The organism is Pseudarthrobacter albicanus, from assembly GCF_018224015.1.
GTDB lineage: Bacteria > Actinomycetota > Actinomycetes > Actinomycetales > Micrococcaceae > Arthrobacter > Arthrobacter albicanus.
Genome location: NZ_JAGPOT010000029.1, coordinates 1 through 22025 on the forward strand (window position 1 = coordinate 1; position 22025 = coordinate 22025).

The window sequence follows — 22025 nt, forward strand, 5'->3', positions numbered from 1 at the left end:
TGTTGCCGTTTTGAGCGCTCAAAACGGCAACAACTGCGAGTTACTTGGGCTATTTTTTGCGGCCGAACTTCGGCAGGCTGGCCAGCAGGTCGGCGGCCTTGGTGGCGGCCCGGCCAACCGTGCGCCCGAGCTGCTGCGGCATCTTGTCCTCGACCGGGGGCCCCACCGGAATGACGACGGCGGCGCTGAGCGGGCTGCCCGCCGGCCGGCTCGCCAGCGCCGCGGCCGGCGGCTGCGAATCAGCTGTGCCAGCAGCAGCGGCAGCAGACGGTGCGGCTGCTGCCGCCAGGCTGTCCGGGGCGGCCTGGAGCCGGGCGGCCGGCACCCGGGCCGGTGACGCCTCCGCGGCACCTGCAGTGCCGCCCGGGCCGACGTCGAACGTCTCGAGCCAGCTGGCGATCCCGGCCAGGGGCTTGGGATTCAGTGCGTAGTAGCGCTTCTGGCCCTGGGCGCGCATGCTCACCAGGTCCGCTTCGCGGAGTACCTTGAGATGTTTGGAAATGGTGGGCTGGCTTGCCTCAAGCTCCTGGACCAGTTCCCCCACCGCCTTGTCCCCCTTGCGGAGGGATACCAGAATGTCACGCCGGGTTGCCTCAGCAATGACGGCAAATACGTCGTCTGTCACCATGCCCTCCACACTAGCGACATATACCCCGGATGGCATCCACTATTTCCGCGCCTCCACTGGCCCGCGTTCCGCCGGGTCAGCGCAGCCGGGTCAGTCGAACCAGGGGTCCAGCCCGTAGAGGGGGAACACTTCCTTGCGGGTGGCCATCACGGTGCGGTCCACCTCGTCGTTGGGGTCGAAGCCCACTTCCCAGGAACGCCACCACAGGTCGACGTCGTCACCCATGAAGTGCGGGGCCTCGACCCCGTACTTGGGCCCGTAGTGCTCCAGGACGAACGTCCGCCAGTCTTCGGGGACCGGGGTGCGGAGCGGGACGGGCCGTCCGGCTGCGATCCCGATCAGGTGGGTCCACGAGCGCGGGACCACGGTGATGACGTTGTAGCCGCCGCCGCCGGTGGCGATCCAGCGGTTGCCGCAGTACCGCGCGGCCAGGTTGCCGATCGCGGTGGCGGCCTCGCGCTGGCCGTCCACGCTGATGTTGAGGTGCGAGAGCGGATCCAGGGTGTGGGAATCGCAGCCGTGCTGGCTGACGATGACCTCCGGCTCGAAAGCGCCGACGAGCTGCGGCACCACGGCGTGGAAGGCCCGGAGCCAGCCGGCATCCCCGGTCCTGGCCGGAAGGGCCACGTTCACCGCGGCGCCCCGCGCGTTCGGGCCGCCGATCTCATTGGCGAACCCGGTGCCGGGGAAAAGGGTCAGGCCCGTCTCGTGCAGCGAAATGGTCAGCACGCGGGGATCGTCCCAGAAAATGTTCTGCGTGCCGTCCCCGTGGTGGGCGTCGAGGTCGACATACACCACCCGCTGCACGCCGCCGTCGAGAAGTTTCTGGATCGCCAGGGCAACGTCGTTGTAGATGCAGAAACCGCTGGCACGGTCGCGGTCCGCATGGTGCAGGCCCCCGCCGAAGTTGACCGCGCGGACCGCACTGCCCTCCAGGACCGCGGCAGCAGCGAGCAGGGAACCGCCGGCCAGCCTCGCGCTGGCCTCGTGCATGCCGGCAAAGGCCGGGTCGTCCTCCGTGCCCAGGCCCCGTGCCGGATCCGTGCTGCCGGGGTCCAGGCTGACGCGCCGCACGGCGGCCACGAACTCGGGGCTGTGGACCGTGCACAGCTCGGCGTCGCTGGCCACCCCGGGGGCCGCCACCGTGACGTGGTCCAGGTCCAGCAGGCCCAGGCTCCGGGCCAGCCGCGCCGTGAGTTCCATGCGCTCCGGTGCCATCGGGTGCGAGTGGCCGAAGTCGTAGGCGGTCATGGCCGGATCCCACACCACCATCGTCGGCAATGCGGTCGCAGCGGGTCCGGGCAGGAATGTCATCAGTCACAGGCTACCCGAGCGTGGCGGACGCTCCCCGTCACTGGGCGGTGATTAGTGGTTTACTACTGAAGGAAGCAGTTTCAACCGAGGAAAAGCCACACATGACGCAAAGCCAGTCGAGGTCCACGAGCCCGGCCAGCTGGCAGCCCGGCAGGCCGGAGCGCAAGGGCCTGTGGATCTTCACACGCCTGCGCGACTTCATCGACAACATCGCCAACACGACGCCGGCCCGCCTCGCGCTGACGACGTTCGCCGTCGCGATCCTGATCTTCACCGCCCTCCTCTCGCTGCCGGTGTCCTCCGCCACGGGTGAGGCGACGCCGCTGCACCAGGCGCTCTTCACCGCGGTGTCGGCCGTCTGCGTCACGGGCCTCACGGTGGTCTCCACCGCCGTGCACTGGTCCTTCTTCGGCCAGCTCATCATCCTGATCGGCATCTTCGTGGGCGGCCTGGGCACCCTGACCCTGGCATCGCTGCTGGCCCTGATGGTCAGCAAGAAACTCGGAGTCCGCGGCAAGCTGATCGCGCAGGAGGCCATGAACAGCTCCGGGCGGCTGGGCGAGGTGGGTACCCTGCTGCGGATCGTGATCGTCACCTCCGTTGTCATCGAGGGCGCCCTGGCCGCGGCCCTGGTCCCCCGGTTCCTGTCGCTGGGGGAAAGCTTCGGCCAGTCCGTGTGGCACGGCATCTTCTACGCGATTTCGGCGTTCAACAACGCCGGTTTCACACCCCATTCGGACGGCATCGTCCCGTACGAGACGGACCTGTGGATCCTGATCCCGCTGATGCTCGGTGTTTTCCTCGGCAGCCTGGGCTTCCCCGTGGTCATGGTGCTGCAGCAAAACGGGCTGAACTGGAAGAAATGGAACCTCCACACCAAGCTGACCATCCAGGTCTCCCTCATCCTCCTCGCCGCCGGCACCGTGCTCTGGGGACTGATGGAGTGGGAGAACACCCGGACCATCGGCACCATGAGCGTCGGCGACAAGATCATCCACTCGCTCTTCGCCTCCGTGATGACCCGTTCCGGCGGCTTCAATCTCGTCGACCAGAACCAGATGGATTCCACCACCATGCTGCTCTCCGACGCGCTCATGTTTGCCGGCGGCGGCTCGGCGTCCACGGCCGGCGGCATCAAGGTGACCACGATCGCCGTGATGTTCCTCGCGATCGCAGCCGAAGCCCGCGGCGACTCCGACGTGAAGATCTACGGGCGCACCATCCCCGAGGGGACCATGCGGGTGGCCATCTCGGTGATCGTCGCCGGCGCGACGCTCGTCTCCGTCTCGGCCTTCCTGCTCCTGCAGATCAGCGGGGCGTCGCTGGACCGGGTCCTCTTTGAAACCATTTCCGCCTTCGCCACGGTGGGCCTCAGCACCAACCTCAGCGCCGAACTGCCGCCGTCGGGGGTCTATGTCCTCGCCGTCCTGATGTTCGCCGGGCGCGTCGGGACCGTCACCCTTGCCGCCGCCCTGGCCCTGCGCCAGCGCAGCCAGCTGTACCACTACCCGGAAGAGAGACCGATCATTGGCTAGTTCCTCAGGCGCCGTCAACCGGCCCGCCCACAATACCCCCGTGCTGGTGATCGGGCTGGGCCGCTTTGGCGCGTCCACCGCCGAACAACTGGTCAAGCAGGGCCGCGAAGTGCTGGCCATCGAACGGGACCGGAGCCTGGTGCAGAAGTGGGCGTCCGTCCTGACCCATGTCGTGGAGGCGGACGCCACCAACATCGATGCCCTCCGCCAGCTCGGCGCGCAGGAGTTCAGCTCCGCCGTCTGTGGCGTGGGCACCTCGATCGAATCCTCGGTGCTGATCACGGTGAACCTCGTGGACCTCGGGATCGAGCACCTCTGGGTCAAGGCCATCACACCCTCGCACGGCAAGATCCTGACCCGGATCGGCGCCAACCATGTGATCTATCCGGAGGCCGACGCCGGTGTCCGCGCCGCGCACCTCGTGTCCGGGCGGATGCTGGACTTCATCGAGTTCGACGACGACTTCGCGATCGTGAAAATGTACCCGCCGCGGGAGACCGTGGGCTTCACCCTGGAGGAATCCAAGGTCCGCTCCAAGTACGGCGTCACGATTGTGGGCGTGAAGTCCCCCGGCGAGGACTTTACCTATGCCCGGCCCGAGACCAAGGTCTCCGCACGGGACATGCTCATCGTGTCCGGCCATGTGGACCTGCTGGAGCGGTTCGCCGCACGGCCCTAGCTAGCGCGAACGTACACTTCAGGCCCCAGATCCGCCGGATTCGGGGCCTGAAGTGTACGTTCGCGCTTCCGTCGGGCGGGCTGCTGCTAGGCCAACTGCTGCGTGATCTCCGCCGCCCGGGCCGCCGCGGCGCGGGCGCCGTCGGCGATGATCGCCGGGAGGCCGCGCTCATCAAAGGTGGCGATGGCCCGTTCGGTGGTTCCGTTCGGGCTGGTGACCGCCTTGCGCAGCGCGGCGGGATCGGCGCCGGGTTCCGTCAGCATCATCCCGGCCCCCGCGACGGTTTCGCGGGCCAGCAGCATCGACAGGTCCGGATCCAGCCCCAGTTCGACGCCGGCTGCCGCCATCGCCTCGGCCAGGTAGAAGGCGTACGCGGGGCCCGAGCCGCTGATCGCGGACAGCGCGTCAACCTGGACTTCGGCGACCTCGACGACGGTGCCCACGGCGGACAGGATGTCCTTGGCCTGCTGCAGCTGCGCCGCGGAGCAGCTGGTGCCGGGCGAGACGGAGACGACGCCGCGGCCGAGCCGTGCCGGGGTGTTGGGCATCGTGCGGATCACCGGCTGGCCGGCCGGAAGCGCCGCCTCAAGCTGCGCGAGGGACACGGCCGCGGCGACGCTGATGACAATCGTGCCCGGGGAGAGCGAACCGCTGATCTCGCGCGCCAGGTCCGCGATGCCCACCGGCTTGACGCCGAGGATCACGACGCCGGAGCCGGTGGCGGCGTCCTTGTTGTTGTCGGGCTCTTCGTCGCCGGCGATTGCCGTGATGCCGTGGTGCCGCTCGGCAAGCTCGGCGGCCCGTTCGGCGCGGCGGACGGTGGCCACGATGTCCGCCGGATCGGTGCCGCCTTCGATCAGCCCGGCAAGGATTGCCTCGTTCATTGACCCACAGCCCAGGAATGCGATTCGGTTGCTCATTGCTCCATCATGGCAGTTCCGTGTGGGTTGTTGCAGTCCGGGCCACGCTGCGTCGGCGGCAGGCCGTGGTTTCAGGCGTGTGCGAGGTGCCCGGGCACGTATGCCGGCAGGTGTGCCCGGAGTTCCTCCAGGGTCGGGGGCTTCGCTCCGGGCCGGCGGACCGTGATCGCTGCGGCCAAAGAGGCTGTCCGGCCCAGCCGATCCAAAACCTCGGGGCCGAGTCCCTCGCCGGTCCGTGTAAGCAGCCCGAGAATCAGCGCCGCCATGTAGGAGTCGCCCGCTCCGATGGTGTCCGCGACCTCGGATTTCACCGACGGGACGCTCAGCTGTGCTGCGGCGGTGGCCAGGAGGGACCCCTCCGGGCCCTGGGTGATGACGGCCAGATCGGCGCCCAGGCCAAGGATGTGCGCGGCGGTGTCTTCGAGGGTCTTCCCGGGGTACAGCCACAGGGCGTCCTCGTCGCTGAGTTTGACGACGTCGGTGAGTGGAACGAGGTCCTCGAAGATGCCTTGGGCCTGCGCATGACTGCCAAGCAGGGCGGGCCTGATGTTGGGGTCGTAGGTGACCAGGCAGGAGCGGTGGGATTGTTCCAGGAGTGATTTGACGGCGCCGGCTCCCGGCGCGAGGAAGGTGGCGATTGACCCGGTGTGGAGCACCCTGGGTAAATGGGCGGGGGCGACGGGAGGCAGTTTCCAGTCAATGTCGAATTCGTACCTGGCGGAGCCGTCCGCGGCGAGGGTCGCCGTGGCTGACGCTGTGCGGGCCAGGGAATGGGAGCCCGGCAGAAGCACCACTCCCCCGGCGCGCAGGTGTGCCTCGATCTCTGCGCCGCGTTCGTCGTCGCCAATGGCTGTCAGCAGTCCGGTGCTCACGCCGAGCCGTCCGAGGCCGTACGCGACGTTGGCCGGTGATCCTCCGGGGTGTTCACTGGTGCCGTCGGGCGAGGTGACAATATCGATGAGCGCTTCGCCGACGACGATGGCGTCGAAGATGTTCCGTGCTGAACTCGCGGGTTCGGTGTTTTTCATTTCCTGTCTTTCTTGGGGTTGTGCCGGTCCCGGCCGCAGACGGGTCCGTCCGCGGACCGGTTGTCAGGTCCGCGGACGGAGAGTGTAAGGGATGCAATCCAACGGGTGCAGCGGGACTCTAGGCCGTGGCGGCGCCTGTCATGATGGCGACGGCGTCGGTCATGCTGTGCGACTGCGGCGTGATGGTGGCCGCGCATTTGCCCAGCCGCTGGATGTGGATCCTGTCCGCCACGTCGAAGACGTGGGGCATGTTGTGGCTGATCAGGATCACGGGCAGGCCGCGGTCCCGGAGGTCGCGGACGAGCTGCAGGACCTGGTTGGATTCGCGCACACCCAGTGCCGCCGTCGGCTCATCCAAAACCACCACTTTGGAGCCGAACGCAGCCGCCCGGGCCACCGCCACGGCCTGGCGCTGGCCCCCGGACAGGTTCTCCACCGGCACGGTGACGTCCTGCAGGGTGGAAATGCCCAGGCGTGCCAGTTCGTCCTTGGCCTTTTTCCGCATGCCCTTGGTGTCGAGGATGCGGAAGAACTTGCCGAGCGGGCCCGGCAGCCGTTCTTCCCGGCCCAGGAACAGGTTGGATGCGACATCGAGGGCCGGCGAGACGGCCAGGTTCTGGTAGACAGTTTCGATGCCGTGAATGCGGGCATCCTGGGGGCGCTTGAAGTGGACCGGCTGGCCGGAGACGGTCAGTTCTCCGGAGTCCGGGATTTCCGCTCCGGTGAGGCATTTGATCAGCGTGGACTTTCCTGCCCCGTTGTCACCGATGATGGCAAGCACTTCGCCCGGGTATAGGTCCAGGCTGACGCCGTCCAGGCCGACGACACGCCCGAACGTTTTGACGAGGTTCCGTGCCTGGAGAATCGGCTGCCGTGTTTCGGGGGTGGCGGAGGAAATGTCTGTGGCGGTCATGACTTGACCTTTCGGATCCACTGGTCGATGGACACAGCGAGAATGATAAGAACGCCCACCGCGAGGGTCTGGTACAGGATGTCCAGCCCCGCGAGGGAGAGGCCGTTGCGGAAAACGCCGACGATCAGCGCGCCGAGCAGGGTGCCCCAGACGGAGCCGCGGCCACCGAAGAGGCTGGTGCCGCCGATCACGACGGCGGTAATGGAGTCCAGGTTCAGGTCAACGCCGGCGTTCGGGCTGGCGGCGTTGGTGCGCCCGATCTGGATCCAGGCGCCGATGGCCAGGACCGCTCCGGCGGCGAGATACACGCTCATCAGGACCTTGTTGACCGCGATTCCGGCGAGGCGTGCTGCTTCCTTGTCGTCGCCGACGGCGTAGACGTGGCGTCCCCAGGCGGTCTTGCCCAGGATGAACGCGACCGCGATGTAGACCAGCAGCATCAGTACGACCCCGATGGAGATCCGGACCGGACCGACGGGGAACGTGCTTCCGGTCCAGGTGAGCAGCCCTGGCATGCTTGAGCCGCGGACAGTGGCGCCGTTTGAGTACAGGAGCGTCAGGGCGACGAAGATGTTCAGTGTGCCGAGCGTGACGATGAACGGAGGGAGCCTGAGCCGGGTGACGAGGAATCCGTTCAGCGCCCCTGCGGCGAGGCCGACAACGAGCCCTGCCAGCAGTGCGAGCGGGGCCGGGGCGCCGTTGCTCACGGCCAGCTGTGCGACCACCATGGAGGACAGAATCATCACGGCGCCGACCGAAAGGTCGATCCCGGCCGTGAGGATGATGAGGGTCTGGGCGATAGCCAAGGTGCCGACGACGGCGACCTGCTGCGTGATCAGTGAGAGGTTTTCGACGCGCAGGAATCTGTCGTTGAGCAGCCCGAACACGATCACGGCGACCAGCAGGACGATGGCCGGGCTGACCGCCGGGTAGCGGTGGAGGACGTTGCGGATGCGGCTGAGGGGCGTCTGGCGGTCGAGGAATTCCTCGGCCAGATCCGGATGCCGGGTACCGGGCGGACCGGCCGTTTGTTGCTGGGTCACGATTGCTCCTGGACTTCCATGTTCGGTTGCTTTTTGTGTTCGCTAAGGGGGTGGTGCCGGGGCGGGCCTGCCACGCGCCGCCCCGGCGCCAGTAGGCGGTGCGGGTTACTTGCCCCAGCAGATCTTGGCTGCATCCGCGGTGCCGATGCTCTTCACACCAGTGGCAGCCTTGTCAGTCACGAGCTCGACGCCGGTATTGTAGAAGTCCAGGCCTTCGGAGTTGGCCGGCTTCTTGCCGGTCTTCGCCAGCTCAACGATGGCCTTCACTCCCAGTTCGGCCATCTTGACCGGGTACTGCTGGGCGGTGGCGCCGATGACGCCTGACTTGACGCTGTTGACGCCGGAGCAGCCGCCGTCAACGGAGACGACCAGGACGTCTTTCTCCTTGCCGGCGGATTTCAGGGCCTCGAAGGCTCCGGCCGCTGCGGGCTCGTTGATCGTGTAAACGACATTCACGGCCGGGTTTTTGGACAGCAGCGTCTCCATGGCCGTGCGGCCTCCGTCTTCGGCACCCTGGGTAGCCTGGCTGCCGACGATTTCGTAGTCGCCGCCCTTGCCGCCGGTGTACTTGCCGGTCTTGGCTTCGTCGCCGTTCTTCTTCTTGTCTGCCGTGTCGATCCCCAGGCCCGTCAGGAATCCCTGGTCACGGTTGTAGTCGACCGAAACAACCTTGTCATCGAAGAGGTCCAGCAGGGCGATCGTGGCCTTCTTCCCGTCCAGCTGTGCGGCGGTCCACTTGCCGATAAGTTCGCCGGCGGCGAAGTTATCCGTCGCGAACGTGATGTCCGCGGCGTCGGCCGGGTCCGGCGGGGTATCCAGCGCAATGACAAACAGCCCGGCGTCCTTGGCCTTCTTGAGTGCATCGACTACCGAGGGGCCATTGGGGGTGATGAGAATCCCCTTGTCCCCCTTGGAGATGGCGTTCTCGATCGCCTGGATCTGGGTGTCCTCGTCGCCGTCGGCTTTGCCGGCGGCCAGCTTCAGATCCACTCCGTCGGCTTCCGCCGCCTTCTTGGCACCGTCCTGCATCGACACGAAGAACGGGTTCGTGGTGGTCTTGACGATCAGCGAAACACCAACCTTCTCCGCGGCGGATGCGGTCCCTGTCGCGGCCGGGGCGGAAGCTCCGCCGCAGGCAGTCAGGCCCAGCCCGGCAAGTGTCAGGACCGCGCCGGCGGCGAGGAGACGAGTGGCCTTGGACCGCGGGGTTTTGGAACTCAACATTGAATCTCCTGTTTTCGGGTGGCACACCCTGTGCCTGACAACGATGTCATGTAGCATGTAAGCAGGATCACACAGCCGAGTCAAGCAGTGGATCAGGCTTAAGGAGAAGTTCTTTGACAACGATGTCGAATCGTTACCGGGCCGAACCCGGTAACAACCGCCCCACCATGCGCGACGTGGCCGCCCTGGCCGGAGTGGGGACCAAGACCGTTTCCCGGGTAATGAACGATGAGGCGGGCGTCACAGAGGCCACCCGGCTCCGCGTCCTGAAGGCCACGGAGCAATTGAACTACCAATTGGACATAGCGGCCGGCAGCCTGAGGCGCACCGGACGCAGGACGCTGTCCATCGGCCTGCTGCTGCCCAGTGTGGCCAACCCGTTCAGCGGGGAGATACACCGGGCCATTGAAGACGGGCTGGCCGCCCGCGGAATAGCCGTGTTCGCGGCCAGCCTCGATGACGATCCCGAGCGGGAGAAGACCCTGGTTGCCGCGTTTCTTCGACGCCGCGTCGACGGCCTGGTCCTGACCCCCATCGCCAAGAGCCAGGCCTACGTCATTCCGGAGCATTCGAGGGATCTGCCCATGGTCTTTATCGACCGCGAACCGGTGGGCATCGAAGCCGACGCCGTCGTGACGGACAACGCCGTCGGCGCAGCCCGGGCGGCGGCGCATCTGATCAGCCATGGCCACCGGAAACTCGCCTACCTTGGGGACCGCACCGATATCCAGACCGCCAGGGAACGCCGCAGGGGATTCACGGAAGAACTCGGCCGGGCCGGCATCGCCACCTCCACGATTCCCATCCTCGAAGACCTGCACGACGAGGAATCGGCCTGCCGCGCGGCACACGCGCTGCTCGGCTCCGACGATCCCCCCACCGCGGTCTTTTCCAGCCAGAACCTCATCACCTTCGGCGCCATGCGCGCGCTGAAAGACCGAGGACTGAACAGGACCACTGCGCTGGTCGGATTTGACGACTTCTCCCTGTCCGACATGATGGATCCAGGCATCACCGTGATCGCCCAGCACCCGGAACGCATCGGCAAACTTGCCGCCGAGCGACTTCTGGCCAGGATCGACGGCGACCACGTCGCGCCCCGGACCTACGTTGTTCCCACCGAACTGATACCGCGGGGCTCCGGCGAGCTCCGCCCGCCAAACTGACGCAGGCACACGGCTACGGACAATCCCTACCGATCAAGGACACACACCATGACTAAAACGTTGTACGCGGAGTTCACCGTCAAACCAGGCAGCGAAGCCAGAGTGGCCGACATGATGCGCGAACTCACGCGCCTCGTGCGGAGCGAACCGGGCAACGAACTGTTCCTGCCCTACACACGCGACACCAATCCGCGGGAGTACTTCGTGTTCGAGGTCTACCGTGACGAGGGCGCGTTCCAGGAACACATCACCGCGGACTACGGCCGGACCTTCAACGCCGAACTTGCCGGCCACATCGAAGGGGACGGCTCGGTCCTTACCTGGCTCCGGCCGGTTGGCTGAGCCAGGCACGCAGAATATAGGGGACCGGATGTCGGCCCGGCTCCGGCCGCCATCCCAACTATTGGAAAGCGTCCATTCCCAGCCAACGTCCACGCGGCCCGATTCACAGCCAGTTCCCAACCCGGGTGCAGGTTCCTCACAAACTCCGGGACTAATTTTGAAAGTACCTCATTGAGGGTGCGAGTGATACGGCAGGCATGCGGATGTCTGCCCGGCACCGGTGGTCCGCGGCGGGTTTCCCCCATTTTCCCGCAGCGGCCGCCGGTGCCATCGCCGTTTAAAGTGCCGGCGCGGCACTTCCGCGGGCGCGGGGCGCACCGAAAGCCCCGACGCACCCTGCGGCCCGGAACGCCGGCCCTTGCCAGCCCATGCACAGGAAAAACTCCCCGTATGCCCAAGTTCGGGGTCTAGCTTGGGAAGTGCCTCAACAGGGTGCGAGTGATGATAGCCGGTCCTCCCGGACCGGCGTGGCGCCGGGTGGTTGCAGCAGGGGTTCCCCCAATTCCTGCTGCGGAGCCGCCCGGCGCTTACTCATTTAAATCCCGGACGCTCAAAGCAGATCCTCCGCGCTCAGGCTTCCTGATCCCATGCCTTCAGTCCCCGCAGCCTGCTTTCCAGGAACGCCCGCTCAGCGGCACTTCCGGCAAGCTCCAGGGCTGTCCGGTAGGCGGCGGCCGCTTCCTCCGGCCGGCCCAGCCGTACCAGGAAGTCGGCCCGGACGGCATGAAGGAGGTGGTAGCCTTCCAGCCCCAGCCCCTCGATGAGATGGAGGGCGCGTTCCGGCCCCTCGACCTCGGCCAGGGCCACCGCCCGGTTCAGGGCCGCCACCGGGCCCGGGGCGGCATCGAGGAGCTGATCGTACAGCCGCAGGATCTGCCGCCAGTCCGTCGCGGCGGCGGCAGGGGCATCGCTGTGGACCGCGTTGATCGCAGCCTGCAGCTGGTACGGTCCTGGCCGGTTCCGACGGAGGCACCGGCGCACCAGCTCCTGCCCTTCGGCGATGAGGCCGCGGTCCCACAGCCGCCGGTCCTGGTCCGCCAACAGCACCACGCCGCCGTCGCCGTCCCGGCGTGCCGGGTCCAGCCGTGCGGCGCGCCGTGACTCGATCAGCAGCATCAGCGCCAGCAGGCCCTGCACCTCGGGTTCGTCCGGCATCAGGGCGGCCAGCAGCCGCCCCAGCCGGATCGCCTCCCGGCAAAGATCCCCGCGCACCGGGCCGGCGCCGGAGCTGGGGCTGTAGCCCTCATTGAAGATGAGATACACGACGGCGAGCACCGGCTGCAGCCGTCCCGGGAGCTCCGCCCCCTGCGGCACGCGGTAAGGGATCCTCGCGTCGCGGATTTTCGCCTTGGCCCGGACCAGGCGCTGGGCCATGGTCGCTTCCGGCACCAGGAAGGCGCGGGCAATCTCCGCCGTCGTGAGTCCGCCGAGGAGCCGCAGCGTGAGTGCGACCTGGGCGTTGGTGGCCAGGGCGGGGTGGCAGCAGGTAAACATCAGCCGCAGCCTGTCGTCGTCCACGGTGCCCTCCCCGGAAAGTTCGTCAAGGAGCAGTTCCTCCGGCGTGGCCGCCGCAGCCCCGGCACCGGCCGCCTGCAGCAGCGCCGCCTGGGCGTGCCTGTCCTCCCTGCCGGCCTCGCGGCGCAGCCTGTCGATGGCCCGGTTCCTGGCCGTGGTGATGATCCATCCGGCCGGGCTGGGCGGCGTGCCCGCGGCAGGCCAGCGCTGGACCGCGGCGGTAAAGGCGTCCTGGACGGCGTCCTCGGCGAGGCCGATGTCGCCGAGGATGCGGGTCAGGACGGCCACGGCGCGGCCGTACTCCTGCCGGAAGACGCGGGCGATCTCCGCGTCCTCCGGTAGCGGCGGCGGAGCCGGCGGCTGTTCCGGCTCCGGCGGGTGTTCCGGAGCCGGCTCCTGCTCCGGAGCCGGCGGGTGTTCCGGCTCCGGCTCCGCGGGCGGAGTGGCCCCGACCATTGCTCCTGGCCCCTAATGCTGGACGGGGCGCACTTCGACGGGCAGCGTGGTGGCCCGTGTGAGCTTGCCGGCCCAGCCGAGCGCGGCGTCGAGGTCCGCTGCCTCGATGACGGTGAACCCGCCGAGGTGCTCTTTCGCCTCCGCGAAGGGGCCGTCAGTGATCATGACCTCGCTGCCCTGCTGCCGCACCACGGTGGCGGAGTCCGTGGGATGCAGCCCGGCCGCGAACACCCACGCCCCGGCGGCCTTCATTTCGCCGTTGAGGGCCTCGAGGTCACGCATGATCGGTTCCAGGACTTCCGGTGCGGGGGCGGGGCCGACCGGCTGGTAGATGCTGAGCAGGTACTGCGCCATTCTGGGTTCCTCCTCGGGATGCGGCCGGCCCGGTGCCGGCCTCTCACCTTCTACACGAATGGAACGCCTCCGGATCGACACCGCTTGGCAGATGAGTCGGGCTCCGCTAACAGGGGCGGCGCCGGTCATCGCTGCGAGGCTGACTGGGGCTCCGGGGACGGGGCGGCCGGGGAGGCTGTGCCCGGCCGGGTTGTCTCGGGCGGCCCGACGCCGGGCGGGAGGCTCGCGGGGGACTGCAGTTCCGGCGGCGGAGGCTGGCCGATGTGGGTCGCCCGTTCCAGCGACCCGTCGAAGACCAGGTGATCCAGCCGCCGGAGGATCAGGCCCTCGCGCAGGGCCCACGGGCAGATCTCCAGGCTGGGGAACTCGAACATTTCCAGCGCTGCCTCCGCCACCAGGGCTCCCGCAAGCAGCTGGGGGGCACGGGCCTCGGAGACGCCGGGAAGGTGCAGCCGGTCCTCAATCTCCATGGCCGAAATGCGTTGCGCCCACAGCCCCAGGTCGGTGGCGAACAGTTCCCGCTTGACGTACGGGCCGGCGGCACTGGGTGCTGCCCCGGCAATCCGGGCGAGCGAGCGGAAGGTCTTGGACGTACCTGCGACGCGGTTGGCCCTGCCCAGCTTCTCGAAACTGCGCACGGCGGGCTTGAGTGTGGCGCGGATGTACCGGCGCAGTTCCTTCACGCTCCTGGCCGAAGGCGGATCCTCCGGAAGCCAGTCGCGGGTGAGCCGGCTGGCGCCGAGCGGGACGGACAGGGCGAGCTCGGGGAGTTCATCCTGTCCGAAGGCCATCTCGAAGGAGCCGCCGCCGATGTCCAGGGCCAGGACGGGCCCGGCGCCCCAGCCGTACCAGCGCCGGACGGCGAAGAACGTCATCGCTGCCTCTTCGCTGCCGGTGAGCTCCCGGAGGGTGACCGTGGTTTCATGCTTCACCCGGGCCAGCACAGCGTGGCCGTTGGTGGCCTCACGGATGGCAGAGGTACAGAAGGCAAGGAGGTCGTCGGCCTTGTGCCTGGCCGCGAATTCCCAGGCTTCGAGGACGAATTCGGTCAGCTCATGCTGGCCGGCCTCATTGATGTTGCCGTCCCCGTCGAGGAACTGCACGAGGGACAGCGGGCGTTTGTGCGAGGCAAACGGCACCGGGCGCGCACCCGGATGGGCGTCGACCAGCAGGAGGTGGACGGTATTGGAACCGATATCGAGGACGCCTAGACGCATCCTGCCATTATTCCCCTCGGGGCAGCGGCTGGCCTAACTGCGACCGCTGGCCGGCCCAGCTGGGGTCGACTCAGTTCGGCTGGCGGCCGCGGCGGCGCGCCTCAGGGGCGGTCGCCGTCGTCCCCGGACGCCCGGCCCGGCTCCAGACCCCGCTCTTCGGCGGGCTCTCCGCCCGGCTCTTCGCCCGGCTCTTCGGCGGGGTGGAAGTCGCGGCGGATATTGGCCACGCCCTCCGGATCGATTTCGAATCCGAAGGCGGCACCCGGGTTGATGACCATGCCGAGCTCGTCCCCGAGATTGCCGATGATCGCGGATCCCTGGGTGCCCAGCACGTTGGGGGCGGCCGCCAGATACTGCTCGGCGACGCGGCTCGGGTGCGAGAACACGGCCAGGACCGGCTGGCCCGAGGAGTTGGCGAGCACGAGCGGCTCAACCTGGGAGTCGGGACCTTCGAGCACATCCGGGGTCGCTAGGTAGACCTCGTTGTTGAGGAACGCGAGGATGACGTCCACCGGGTTGGCATCCGGCTGCTCGCCCCGGGCAAGCTTCTCTTCGAGTTCGTTCAGCGGCTGGAGGTCCTTGGGCGCGGGCTTTTCAGTCATGTTCCTACTCGATCATGTCCGGCCCGGGTCCGCAATTCCTCTATCCCTCTGCTGCCGGAGGGGAGTGATCCGGCAGCGTGCGTCTAAGCGAGGAACGAGCGAGCACGCCGAGGATTGCTCCCATCCGGCAGCCTCCCCTACTTCTTGGCGGCAGCCTTGCGTGCGGGAGCCTTGCGGGCCGTCGTCGTCCGCTTGACCGGGCCCCTGGCGCGCTTCTCGGCGAGCAGCTCGACGGCCTGTTCGCGGGTCAGCTCCTCCAGGGCGGTGGTGCGCGGCACGGTGATGTTGGTGACGCCGTCGGTGATGTACGGGCCGAAGCGGCCTTCCTTCACCACGATGTTCTTCTCCGAGACCGGGTCCGGACCGAATTCGGCCAGCGGCGGCACCGCGGCACGGGCCCCGCGCTGCTTGGGCTGGGAGTAGATCTCCAGCGCCTGTTCCAGCGAGATAGTGAAGATTTCCTCTTCCGAGCCGATGGACCGGGAATCCGTACCCTTCTTCAGGTACGGGCCGAACCGGCCGTTCTGCACGGTGATGGGGTTGCCGTCGCCGTCCTGGCCGAGGACCCGGGGCAGGCTCATCAGCTGCAGGGCCTCGTCCAGGGTGATCGTTTCGACGCTCATCGAGGCGAACAGCGACCCGGTGCGCGGCTTGGCCTTGACGGGCTTCTTCGGCGGCTTGGGCTTGCCGTTCTTGTAGTACTCCACCGGGGCGTTGGCCAGCTGCTCGGCCGTGGGCTCCGGGATGATCTCCGTGACGTAGGCGCCGTAGCGGCCGTTCTTGGCCACCACCGTATGCCCGGTGTGCGGGTCCGCACCCAGCACACGCTCTTCCGGCGCCGCGGTCTCCATCAGCTCGATCGCCTTGGCAGGCGTCAGTTCATCCGGCGCCAGGTCCTCGGGGACGTTCGCCCGGGCGGATTCGACTACCTCGCCGGTCTCCGGATCCACTACGGCGACGGAGCTCTCCAGGTACGGGCCGAACTTCCCGACACGCAGCGTGATGCCGTCTGTGATCGGAATGGAGTTGATCTCGCGGGCGTCGATCTCGCCCAGGTTGTTCACGATGCTCAGCAGGCCGGAACCGGCATCCTCGCCGAAGTAGAAGTGCTTCAGCCAGGTGGGCCCGGCCGCCTGGCCGTTGGCGATCTTGTCCAGGTCCGCTTCCATGTCCGCCGTGAACTCGTAGTCCACATAGTCCTTGAAGTGCTGCTCCAGCAGCCGGACCACGGAGAACGCGATCCAGCTGGGGACCAGCGCGGAGCCCTGCTTGCGGACGTAGCCGCGGTCCTGGATCGTGGAAATCGTGGAGGCATAGGTCGACGGGCGGCCGATGCCCTTCTTTTCGAGTTCCGCTGTCAGCGAGGCTTCGGTGAAGCGCGGCGGCGGGGACGTCTCATGCCCGACGGCGATGATCTCCGAGGCGGTCAGCGCGTCGTCCTTGGCGACGTTCGGGAGGCGGCGTGCTTCCTCGGACTCGTCGTCGCCGCGGCTTTCGTCCTTGCCCTCTTCGTAGGCGGCCAGGAAGCCGGGGAAGGTGATGACGGTGCCGGAGGCCGAGAATTCGGCGTCGCGGCCGGCGGCCGCGCCGCCCACAGCGACCGCGCCGAGGCGGATCGTCGCGGTGGAGCCCTTGGCGTCGGCCATCTGCGAGGCGACGGTGCGCTTCCAGATCAGCTCGTAGAGCCGGAATTCGTCGCCGGAGAGCTGCTTGGCCACCTGGGCCGGGGTGCGGAAGGAGTCACCGGCGGGGCGGATGGCCTCGTGGGCTTCCTGCGCGTTGGCGGCCTTGCCGCTGTAGACCCGCGGCGACGCCGGAACGTACTCGGGGCCATACAGCTCGGAGGCCTGCCGGCGTGCGGCGGTGACGGCCTCGTTGCTCAGCGCGGAGGAGTCCGTACGCATGTACGTGATGTAGCCGTTTTCGTAGAGGCGCTGGGCCACCTGCATCGTGCTCTTGGAGCTGAACCGCAGCTTGCGGCCTGCCTCCTGCTGCAGTGTGGAGGTGGTGAACGGCGCTGCCGGGCGGCGGGTGTACGGCTTCGTCTCAACCGAGCGGACCCGGAAATCAGCGTCCTGCAGCCCTGCCGCGAGCGTCGTGGCGAGCTCCTCGTGCAGGTGCACGACGTTGCGGGAGGTGAGCTCGCCGTTGTCGTTGAAGTCGCGGCCGCTGGCCACCCTGGTGCCGTCCACCGCGGCCAGTTTCGCCTTGAACGACGCCGAAGCGGCGCCGAACTGGCCGGTCAGGTCCCAGTAGGAGGCGGCCCTGAACGCCATGCGCTCACGCTCGCGGTCCACCACCATGCGGGTCACGACCGACTGCACGCGGCCGGCGGACAGACCGCGGGCCACCTTGCGCCACAGCACCGGGGAGATCTCGTAGCCGTAGAGGCGGTCCAGCACGCGGCGGGTTTCCTGCGCGTCGACCAGGTCCTGGTCCACATCGCGCAGGTTGTCCATGGCACGGTGGATGGCTTCCTTGGTGATTTCGCCGAAGGTCATCCGGTAGACCGGGACCTTCGGCTTGAGGACCTCCAGCAGGTGCCACGCGATGGCCTCGCCCTCGCGGTCCCCATCGGTTGCGAGATAGAGGGCGTCGGCATCCTTGAGCTGGGCCTTGAGCTCGGCGACCTTCTTCTTCTTGTCCGAGGACACCACGTAATAGGGCTTGAAGTCGTTTTCAATGTCGACGGCGAACTTGCCGACCGAGGTCTTCTTCAGTTCCGCGGGGAGCTCCGAGGGCTGCGGGAGGTCCCGGATGTGACCGATGGAGGCCTCGACGATGAAGCCCTCGCCGAGGTACTTGGCGATGGTCTTGCTCTTGGCGGGAGACTCTACGATCACGAGTTTCTTGCCGGTTTTGGCCTTGCTTGGCACGGTGCTCCTACAGAAAAAGGTTGCTCGGGCAGATGCGCCCATACCCGCCTAGTTCACCATATTTTGGGGGATCCCGCGCATTCGGGTGAAAAACCCGCCCTTCCTGCCGTGCCGCCCGGACGTCTGGAAGCAGGCCATTTCCGGGCCCCAAGAGGTCGCTTCAGGCGGTACCGCGGTCATCCGGAATCATCGACCACATCGTCGCCATGCGTTGGGCGCCCTCCGGCACATGGCCGGGGTCTTCCAGCTCGTAGTCCCGCAGCAGCGCGAAAAGTTTCTCCGTCAGCTCGGCCCGCTGGGCCGGCGTGAGGTACAGCAGATTGCTGGCCAGCACGACGGAGGAGGAGTCGGCCGCCTCACCGCGGCGGCGCCGCTCATCGCGGGTCCTGGCGTAGGCGTCCACGCGGCGACGGAAGGCATGGAGTTCCAGATCGAGGACCGCGAATTCCGGGCTTGCCACTCCCCCGCCCGAGTTGATGCTGAAGTCGGTGCCCGCGGCTTTCCAGCGCCGTTCGCGGGCGTCCCCGGCGGTGGCGGCCGGCACCACGATGCCCCATTTCTGCAGCACCCTCAGGTGGTAGCTCATGGCGCTGGGGGTGAGCCCGGTCTGTGCGGCGAGTTCGGTGGCGGTCCGGCTCACCTGGGTGGAAAACAGCTCGGAAATGACCTCAAGCCGGGCGGCGTGGGCCAGCGCCCGGATCGCCTTCGGGTCCGTGATTTCCACTTTGTTCTCCGGGCGCGGCCCTCGTTTGGCGGCCGCTGGAACCCGGGACTCCGCCGTCGGGATTTCTGCATCCACCCCATCAGTCTACCGAGCCACGCCAAGCTCTGAAAGGAATGTTTGACACCTTGACCCGCCCCCGCGGGGCCGGCCGCCGGCGGCGGGGCAGCCCGCGGGTCGGGCAGCCGTCAGGCGGGCAGCAGGAAGCCGTCAGGCGGGCAGCCGTCAGGCGGGGAGCAGGAAGCCCTCGTGGACCAGGTTCCCCACGTCGCCGAGGAGCCCGACGCGGAAGGCCCCGGCGTCGAAGTCTTCGCCGCCGCCGAGCAGCGCCTCCAGGGCGCCGATGATCTGCGCGACGGACAGCTCGCCGTCGCACGCCGAGACGAAGCCGGCCAGTTCGGTGCTGAGCAGGTTGGTGCGGCGCAGCCCGGCGCCCTGGCGCAGCAGGATGACGCCGGGGTGCTCGGCCCCGGGGCGCTGGTGCCGCTCCTCGGTGACGTCCTCGGCGACCAGCAGATGCGCGGCCGCCAGATCGTGGGCGGCCAGCCAGTCGGCGCGTTCGACGGCGGCGCCCAGGTGCGGGCCGACGGGCTGCTCGATCGGGTAGGTGATCTCCTCGAAGCGGGAGATCACCACACCGGAGCCTTCCGCCGGGCGCCGCAGCCAGACCATCCCGAAGCCGATGCCCTCGACCCTGCGGGAGGCGAAGTCGGCCAGGTACGCGGCGTAGGAGTCCTGGTAGAGCCGGCGGTCACGGGATTCCGAGGCGTCCTGCAGCCAGGTTTCGGCGTACTGCTCCGGTCCCACCTGCTCGCGCTGGATGAACCACACGTCCACGTCCGGACCGGCCCAGCTTCGCGGCCGTTCAGCCCAGGGCGTCCCCGCCGGGATTTCCCAGTTGCCCAGGAGCTGGGCCGTGCCGCCCGGCGCGAGGACGGACGGCAGGGCCCCCACGAGGGACGCGACGATCTCGTCCCCGGGGAGCCCGCCGTCGCGGTAGGTGAACTGGTCCGCGGCCGCCTCGCCGGCGCTGCGCGGCGTGATGACGAACGGCGGGTTGGAGACCACGAGCTCGAACTCCTCCCCCGCCACCGGCTCGAGCATCGAGCCCAGCCGCAGGCTCACCCGGACCTCGAGGTCGGCCGGGTCCAGCCCCAGCTCGGCGGCGTTGAGCAGGAGATTGAAGCGGGTGAAGGCCAGCGCGCGCTCCGAGATGTCCGTGGCCGTCACGTGCCCGGCATGGTGCAGCAGGTGGAAGGACTGGATGCCGCACCCGGTGCCGAGGTCCAGGGCCCGGGCCACATGCCGGCGGGCGGTGACCTGCACGAGGGTGGCGGACGCCTGCCCGATCCCGAGCACGTGGTCGTGGCGCAGGACGCCGGGGCGCTGGTGGGCGGCGAGATCACTGGCCACCCACAGGTCCGCCCCGCCGCCGCCGGTATCCATTGCGGCTGTATCCGTTGCGGCGGTATCCGTCGCGGCTGCGCCCTTTCCGGCTTCGCCTGTTGCGGCTGCGCCGTCCCACCCGTACGGCCGCAGGTCCACCTTCGCCTGGACCAGGCCGTCCGCTGACCGCTCCACGAGGCCCAGTTCCAGCAGGCCGTCCGTGCGGATGCCGGGCAGGGCGGCGTCGAGCGTCACCCCCTGCTGCGGCTCGGCCAGCAGCCACAGGCGGACGACGGCGGCGAGCGCCGCCGTCGTCGGCTCACCGCCGGCGGCGGCCTCCGTGACGGCCAGTGCGGGGATGAGCTGGTCCCGGCCCAGGGCGGAGTGCGCGGCCGCACCGAGCAGGCCCGCGACGCCCTCGACGGTGTAGCCGATGGCGTTCAGGTCCGAGGCCAGCGTGCCGAGCAGCCCGGGAAGGTCACTGCGCGGAGCGTCGGGGGTGTTGCCGGCCGTGAAATGCGTTGAGGGAGTCACCGGACAAGTTTAGTCGCCGCCGGGTTTACCAGCCGCCGGGTCATCGTCCGGACTGGAAGTGCCGCTCCGCGTAGATCCGGAGGGCGTCACGGACGAAGGCTGCCCCGGACTCGCCGCCGTAGTTCGCGCTGAAGCGGGGATCGGCCACGTACATCTCGCCGAGGCCGGTCACGTACCCCCTGATGTCACCGTTGCTGCCTGCGGCGTGGGCCGCCGCGGGAGTCCCCGGAATCGCTCTGAGCCATTCGACCTGCCGCCGGGCCAGTTGCTGCGCCTCGTCGCTGTCGGCCGCGGCACCGGACTGCGCCGCCGCGATCCAGTCGCTGCCCAGTTGCCGGGAGCGCTGCTTCCAGGCGTCCTTCTCTTCGGCCCCCATGCCGCGCCACCAGGCGTCACCCTTCGCGTACGCGTCCTTGCCCCAGCGGTCCTCCACCTCCTCCTGGTACCGGGTGTGGTCAAAGCCGTCAAACATTTTCTCCGCCATGATCTCTCCTCCTCCTTTCACTGCCTCAAGGGTCCGCCGGACCGAATCAATCTGCCGGGCCAGCCGGTCCTGTTCCTGCCGCAGCCACTCGAGGTGGCGGCCCAGCGCCTTTTCCGCATCCGATTCGTGGTCCAGGACCTCCGCTATGGCCGGCAGTCCGAGCCCGAGTTCGCGAAGGAGCAGGATCCGCTGCAGCCGGACCAGCGCGGCGTGGCCGTAGTAGCGGTAGCCGTTGTCGCCGGTGCGGCTGGGTTTGAGCAGCCCGATCTCGTCATAGTGGCGCAGGGTCCGGCTCGTCGTGCCGGCGAGCTTCGCGATCTGCTGCACGGACCAGTCCACGGCCCCTCCGTCCTCGTTGCGGGTGCGGCGCCCGCCGTTGCGGACCCGATACCCCGACTCTAAAGGTTAACGTTGCGTCAAGGTCAAGACGACGCCGGAGCCTGCGTCCGGCCGGACGCCCGGCGCCCCGGTAAGGCAGGAACCTCCGTCCCCGCGCGGTAAGTTGGAGGAATGCTTTTCCCTCCCACTCCCCCTGGCCCTTTGGGCTGTCGCGCGCCGCGGCGGTTGCTCGCGGGCGCTGCTGCCGCCGCCGTCGTCCTGGCCGCGACCGCGTGTTCCCCGGCCGGATCCATCGAATCCGCCGATGTTCCGGCCTGGCAGGCCACGGCGCTGCCCGCAGCCACCGGAACTGTGCTGGCGGATGCGGGCAAGATCCTCAACCGCGATCCGATCGTCAGGGCCGCGTCCGGTGTTCCGGCCGGCAGCTACACCCTGACGGTCAGCTGCGACGGCGGCGGCAAGATGTTCTTCGCAGTCTCCCTCGACGGCAAGCAGCTGGCCGAGGCGGGGGCGGCGTGCAACGGCAGCCGCGAAACGGCAAAGATCACGGTGCCGGCGACCGGCGCTGTCCAGATCAGCACCCAGAGCGTGGATCCGCCGCTGATCTACGCCTACCATCTGGCGGCGGAGTAGCCACCTCCTGGGGTGCCGGCCGCCGCCGCGGCGGGCGCGATCCGGATCGCCAGCCCCGACGCCGGCCCCCACGCCGGCCCCGGGCCAGGGTCTATGGTTTTTCGTGCCGGGCTGGC

The 22025-nt window shown here is 68.4% G+C and carries 20 protein-coding genes; 5 read left to right on the top strand and 15 right to left on the bottom strand.

From position 1 onward, the window contains the following. Nucleotides 1-49: 49 nt before the first annotated feature. Together J9611_RS08470 and J9611_RS08475 are read right to left on the bottom strand one after the other, a co-directional pair. Nucleotides 50-628: an ArsR/SmtB family transcription factor gene (locus J9611_RS08470; RefSeq protein ID WP_211879319.1), complete on the bottom strand. Its 579-nt coding sequence runs from the start codon at nucleotides 626-628 to the stop codon at nucleotides 50-52. A 90-nt stretch (nucleotides 629-718) separates the two neighbouring features. Further along, the gene (locus tag J9611_RS08475) at nucleotides 719-1942 is read right to left on the bottom strand and encodes an acetoin utilization protein AcuC (protein WP_211879320.1); all 1224 of its coding nucleotides are present in this window, start codon (nucleotides 1940-1942) and stop codon (nucleotides 719-721) included. Between the two features lie 101 nt (nucleotides 1943-2043). On the opposite strand from J9611_RS08475, the gene J9611_RS08480 reads away from it, so the two are divergent. Then, a complete protein-coding gene (locus J9611_RS08480; protein WP_211879321.1) occupies nucleotides 2044-3477 on the top strand; it encodes a TrkH family potassium uptake protein in 1434 nt (477 codons plus the stop codon). A gap of 40 nt (nucleotides 3478-3517) precedes the next feature. Then, entirely contained in the window at nucleotides 3518-4156 is a 639-nt protein-coding gene (locus tag J9611_RS08485) for a potassium channel family protein (protein WP_205760051.1), read from the top strand. An 86-nt stretch (nucleotides 4157-4242) separates the two neighbouring features. On the opposite strand, the gene proC is transcribed toward J9611_RS08485, so the two are convergent. From proC to J9611_RS08510, 5 genes are all read right to left on the bottom strand, one after another. Beyond that, nucleotides 4243-5076, bottom strand: coding sequence for a pyrroline-5-carboxylate reductase (gene proC, locus J9611_RS08490; protein WP_211879322.1), 834 nt, complete (start codon nucleotides 5074-5076; stop codon nucleotides 4243-4245). Nucleotides 5077-5147: 71 nt separating this feature from the next. Then, nucleotides 5148-6104 carry a carbohydrate kinase family protein gene (locus J9611_RS08495; protein ID WP_211879323.1) on the bottom strand — a complete coding sequence of 319 codons (957 nt, stop codon included), beginning with the start codon at nucleotides 6102-6104 and terminating at the stop codon, nucleotides 5148-5150. A gap of 118 nt (nucleotides 6105-6222) precedes the next feature. Then, a complete protein-coding gene (locus J9611_RS08500) occupies nucleotides 6223-7017 on the bottom strand; it encodes an ATP-binding cassette domain-containing protein (protein WP_211879324.1) in 795 nt (264 codons plus the stop codon). Continuing rightward, nucleotides 7014-8060 (bottom strand): ABC transporter permease, encoded by a 1047-nt coding sequence (locus J9611_RS08505; protein WP_211879325.1) that lies wholly within the window; start codon nucleotides 8058-8060, stop codon nucleotides 7014-7016. The genes J9611_RS08500 and J9611_RS08505 overlap by 4 nt, the downstream gene beginning before the upstream one ends. Nucleotides 8061-8165: 105 nt before the next feature. Next, nucleotides 8166-9284: a substrate-binding domain-containing protein gene (locus J9611_RS08510; RefSeq protein WP_211879326.1), complete on the bottom strand. Its 1119-nt coding sequence runs from the start codon at nucleotides 9282-9284 to the stop codon at nucleotides 8166-8168. A 167-nt stretch (nucleotides 9285-9451) separates the two neighbouring features. Between J9611_RS08510 and J9611_RS08515 the strand changes: the two genes are divergently transcribed. Together J9611_RS08515 and J9611_RS08520 are read left to right on the top strand one after the other, a co-directional pair. Further along, the gene (locus J9611_RS08515) at nucleotides 9452-10450 is read left to right on the top strand and encodes a LacI family DNA-binding transcriptional regulator (protein ID WP_211879405.1); all 999 of its coding nucleotides are present in this window, start codon (nucleotides 9452-9454) and stop codon (nucleotides 10448-10450) included. 48 nt (nucleotides 10451-10498) lie between these two features. Further along, nucleotides 10499-10792: a putative quinol monooxygenase gene (locus J9611_RS08520; protein ID WP_211879327.1), complete on the top strand. Its 294-nt coding sequence runs from the start codon at nucleotides 10499-10501 to the stop codon at nucleotides 10790-10792. A 570-nt stretch (nucleotides 10793-11362) separates the two neighbouring features. Here the strand turns inward: J9611_RS08520 and J9611_RS08525 are convergent. The 8 genes from J9611_RS08525 to J9611_RS08560 all read right to left on the bottom strand — a co-directional run bounded on the left by J9611_RS08525 (nucleotide 11363) and on the right by J9611_RS08560 (nucleotide 21276). After that, nucleotides 11363-12763, bottom strand: coding sequence for an RNA polymerase sigma factor (locus J9611_RS08525; RefSeq protein WP_211879329.1), 1401 nt, complete (start codon nucleotides 12761-12763; stop codon nucleotides 11363-11365). A 12-nt stretch (nucleotides 12764-12775) separates the two neighbouring features. Then, nucleotides 12776-13117, bottom strand: coding sequence for a YciI family protein (locus J9611_RS08530; RefSeq protein ID WP_211879331.1), 342 nt, complete (start codon nucleotides 13115-13117; stop codon nucleotides 12776-12778). Between the two features lie 125 nt (nucleotides 13118-13242). Further along, complete coding sequence (locus J9611_RS08535; RefSeq protein ID WP_211879333.1) at nucleotides 13243-14334, bottom strand: Ppx/GppA phosphatase family protein; 1092 nt, start codon at nucleotides 14332-14334, stop codon at nucleotides 13243-13245. A gap of 101 nt (nucleotides 14335-14435) precedes the next feature. Further along, a complete protein-coding gene (locus J9611_RS08540; protein WP_211879335.1) occupies nucleotides 14436-14936 on the bottom strand; it encodes an SseB family protein in 501 nt (166 codons plus the stop codon). A 137-nt stretch (nucleotides 14937-15073) separates the two neighbouring features. Then, complete coding sequence (topA, locus tag J9611_RS08545) at nucleotides 15074-17812, bottom strand: type I DNA topoisomerase (RefSeq protein ID WP_211879337.1); 2739 nt, start codon at nucleotides 17810-17812, stop codon at nucleotides 15074-15076. A gap of 160 nt (nucleotides 17813-17972) precedes the next feature. Then, nucleotides 17973-18611: an ArsR/SmtB family transcription factor gene (locus J9611_RS08550; RefSeq protein ID WP_211879339.1), complete on the bottom strand. Its 639-nt coding sequence runs from the start codon at nucleotides 18609-18611 to the stop codon at nucleotides 17973-17975. A 147-nt stretch (nucleotides 18612-18758) separates the two neighbouring features. Continuing rightward, on the bottom strand, nucleotides 18759-20453 hold the full coding sequence (locus tag J9611_RS08555; protein WP_211879341.1) for a DUF7059 domain-containing protein: 1695 nt from the start codon (nucleotides 20451-20453) through the stop codon (nucleotides 18759-18761). A gap of 40 nt (nucleotides 20454-20493) precedes the next feature. After that, entirely contained in the window at nucleotides 20494-21276 is a 783-nt protein-coding gene (locus tag J9611_RS08560; RefSeq protein WP_211879342.1) for a MerR family transcriptional regulator, read from the bottom strand. 171 nt (nucleotides 21277-21447) lie between these two features. Here J9611_RS08560 and J9611_RS08565 point away from each other — a divergent pair, with 171 nt between their 5' ends. Continuing rightward, a complete protein-coding gene (locus tag J9611_RS08565) occupies nucleotides 21448-21909 on the top strand; it encodes a DUF6023 family protein (protein ID WP_211879344.1) in 462 nt (153 codons plus the stop codon). Nucleotides 21910-22025 lie beyond the last annotated feature (116 nt).

Bases quoted from the DNA above. Each gene is read 5' to 3' on its own strand.
- J9611_RS08520 (WP_211879327.1), top strand. From the start codon at position 10,499: ATGACTAAAACGTTGTACGCGGAGTTCACCGTCAAACCAGGCAGCGAA.
- J9611_RS08480 (WP_211879321.1), top strand. From the start codon at position 2,044: ATGACGCAAAGCCAGTCGAGGTCCACGAGCCCGGCCAGCTGGCAGCCC.
- J9611_RS08540 (WP_211879335.1), bottom strand. From the start codon at position 14,936: ATGACTGAAAAGCCCGCGCCCAAGGACCTCCAGCCGCTGAACGAACTC.
- J9611_RS08500 (WP_211879324.1), bottom strand. From the start codon at position 7,017: ATGACCGCCACAGACATTTCCTCCGCCACCCCCGAAACACGGCAGCCG.
- J9611_RS08525 (WP_211879329.1), bottom strand. From the start codon at position 12,763: ATGGTCGGGGCCACTCCGCCCGCGGAGCCGGAGCCGGAACACCCGCCG.
- J9611_RS08515 (WP_211879405.1), top strand. From the start codon at position 9,452: ATGCGCGACGTGGCCGCCCTGGCCGGAGTGGGGACCAAGACCGTTTCC.
- J9611_RS08495 (WP_211879323.1), bottom strand. From the start codon at position 6,104: ATGAAAAACACCGAACCCGCGAGTTCAGCACGGAACATCTTCGACGCC.
- J9611_RS08530 (WP_211879331.1), bottom strand. From the start codon at position 13,117: ATGGCGCAGTACCTGCTCAGCATCTACCAGCCGGTCGGCCCCGCCCCC.
- proC (WP_211879322.1), bottom strand. From the start codon at position 5,076: ATGAGCAACCGAATCGCATTCCTGGGCTGTGGGTCAATGAACGAGGCA.
- J9611_RS08470 (WP_211879319.1), bottom strand. From the start codon at position 628: ATGGTGACAGACGACGTATTTGCCGTCATTGCTGAGGCAACCCGGCGT.
- J9611_RS08535 (WP_211879333.1), bottom strand. From the start codon at position 14,334: ATGCGTCTAGGCGTCCTCGATATCGGTTCCAATACCGTCCACCTCCTG.
- J9611_RS08510 (WP_211879326.1), bottom strand. From the start codon at position 9,284: ATGTTGAGTTCCAAAACCCCGCGGTCCAAGGCCACTCGTCTCCTCGCC.
- J9611_RS08565 (WP_211879344.1), top strand. From the start codon at position 21,448: ATGCTTTTCCCTCCCACTCCCCCTGGCCCTTTGGGCTGTCGCGCGCCG.
- J9611_RS08475 (WP_211879320.1), bottom strand. From the start codon at position 1,942: ATGACATTCCTGCCCGGACCCGCTGCGACCGCATTGCCGACGATGGTG.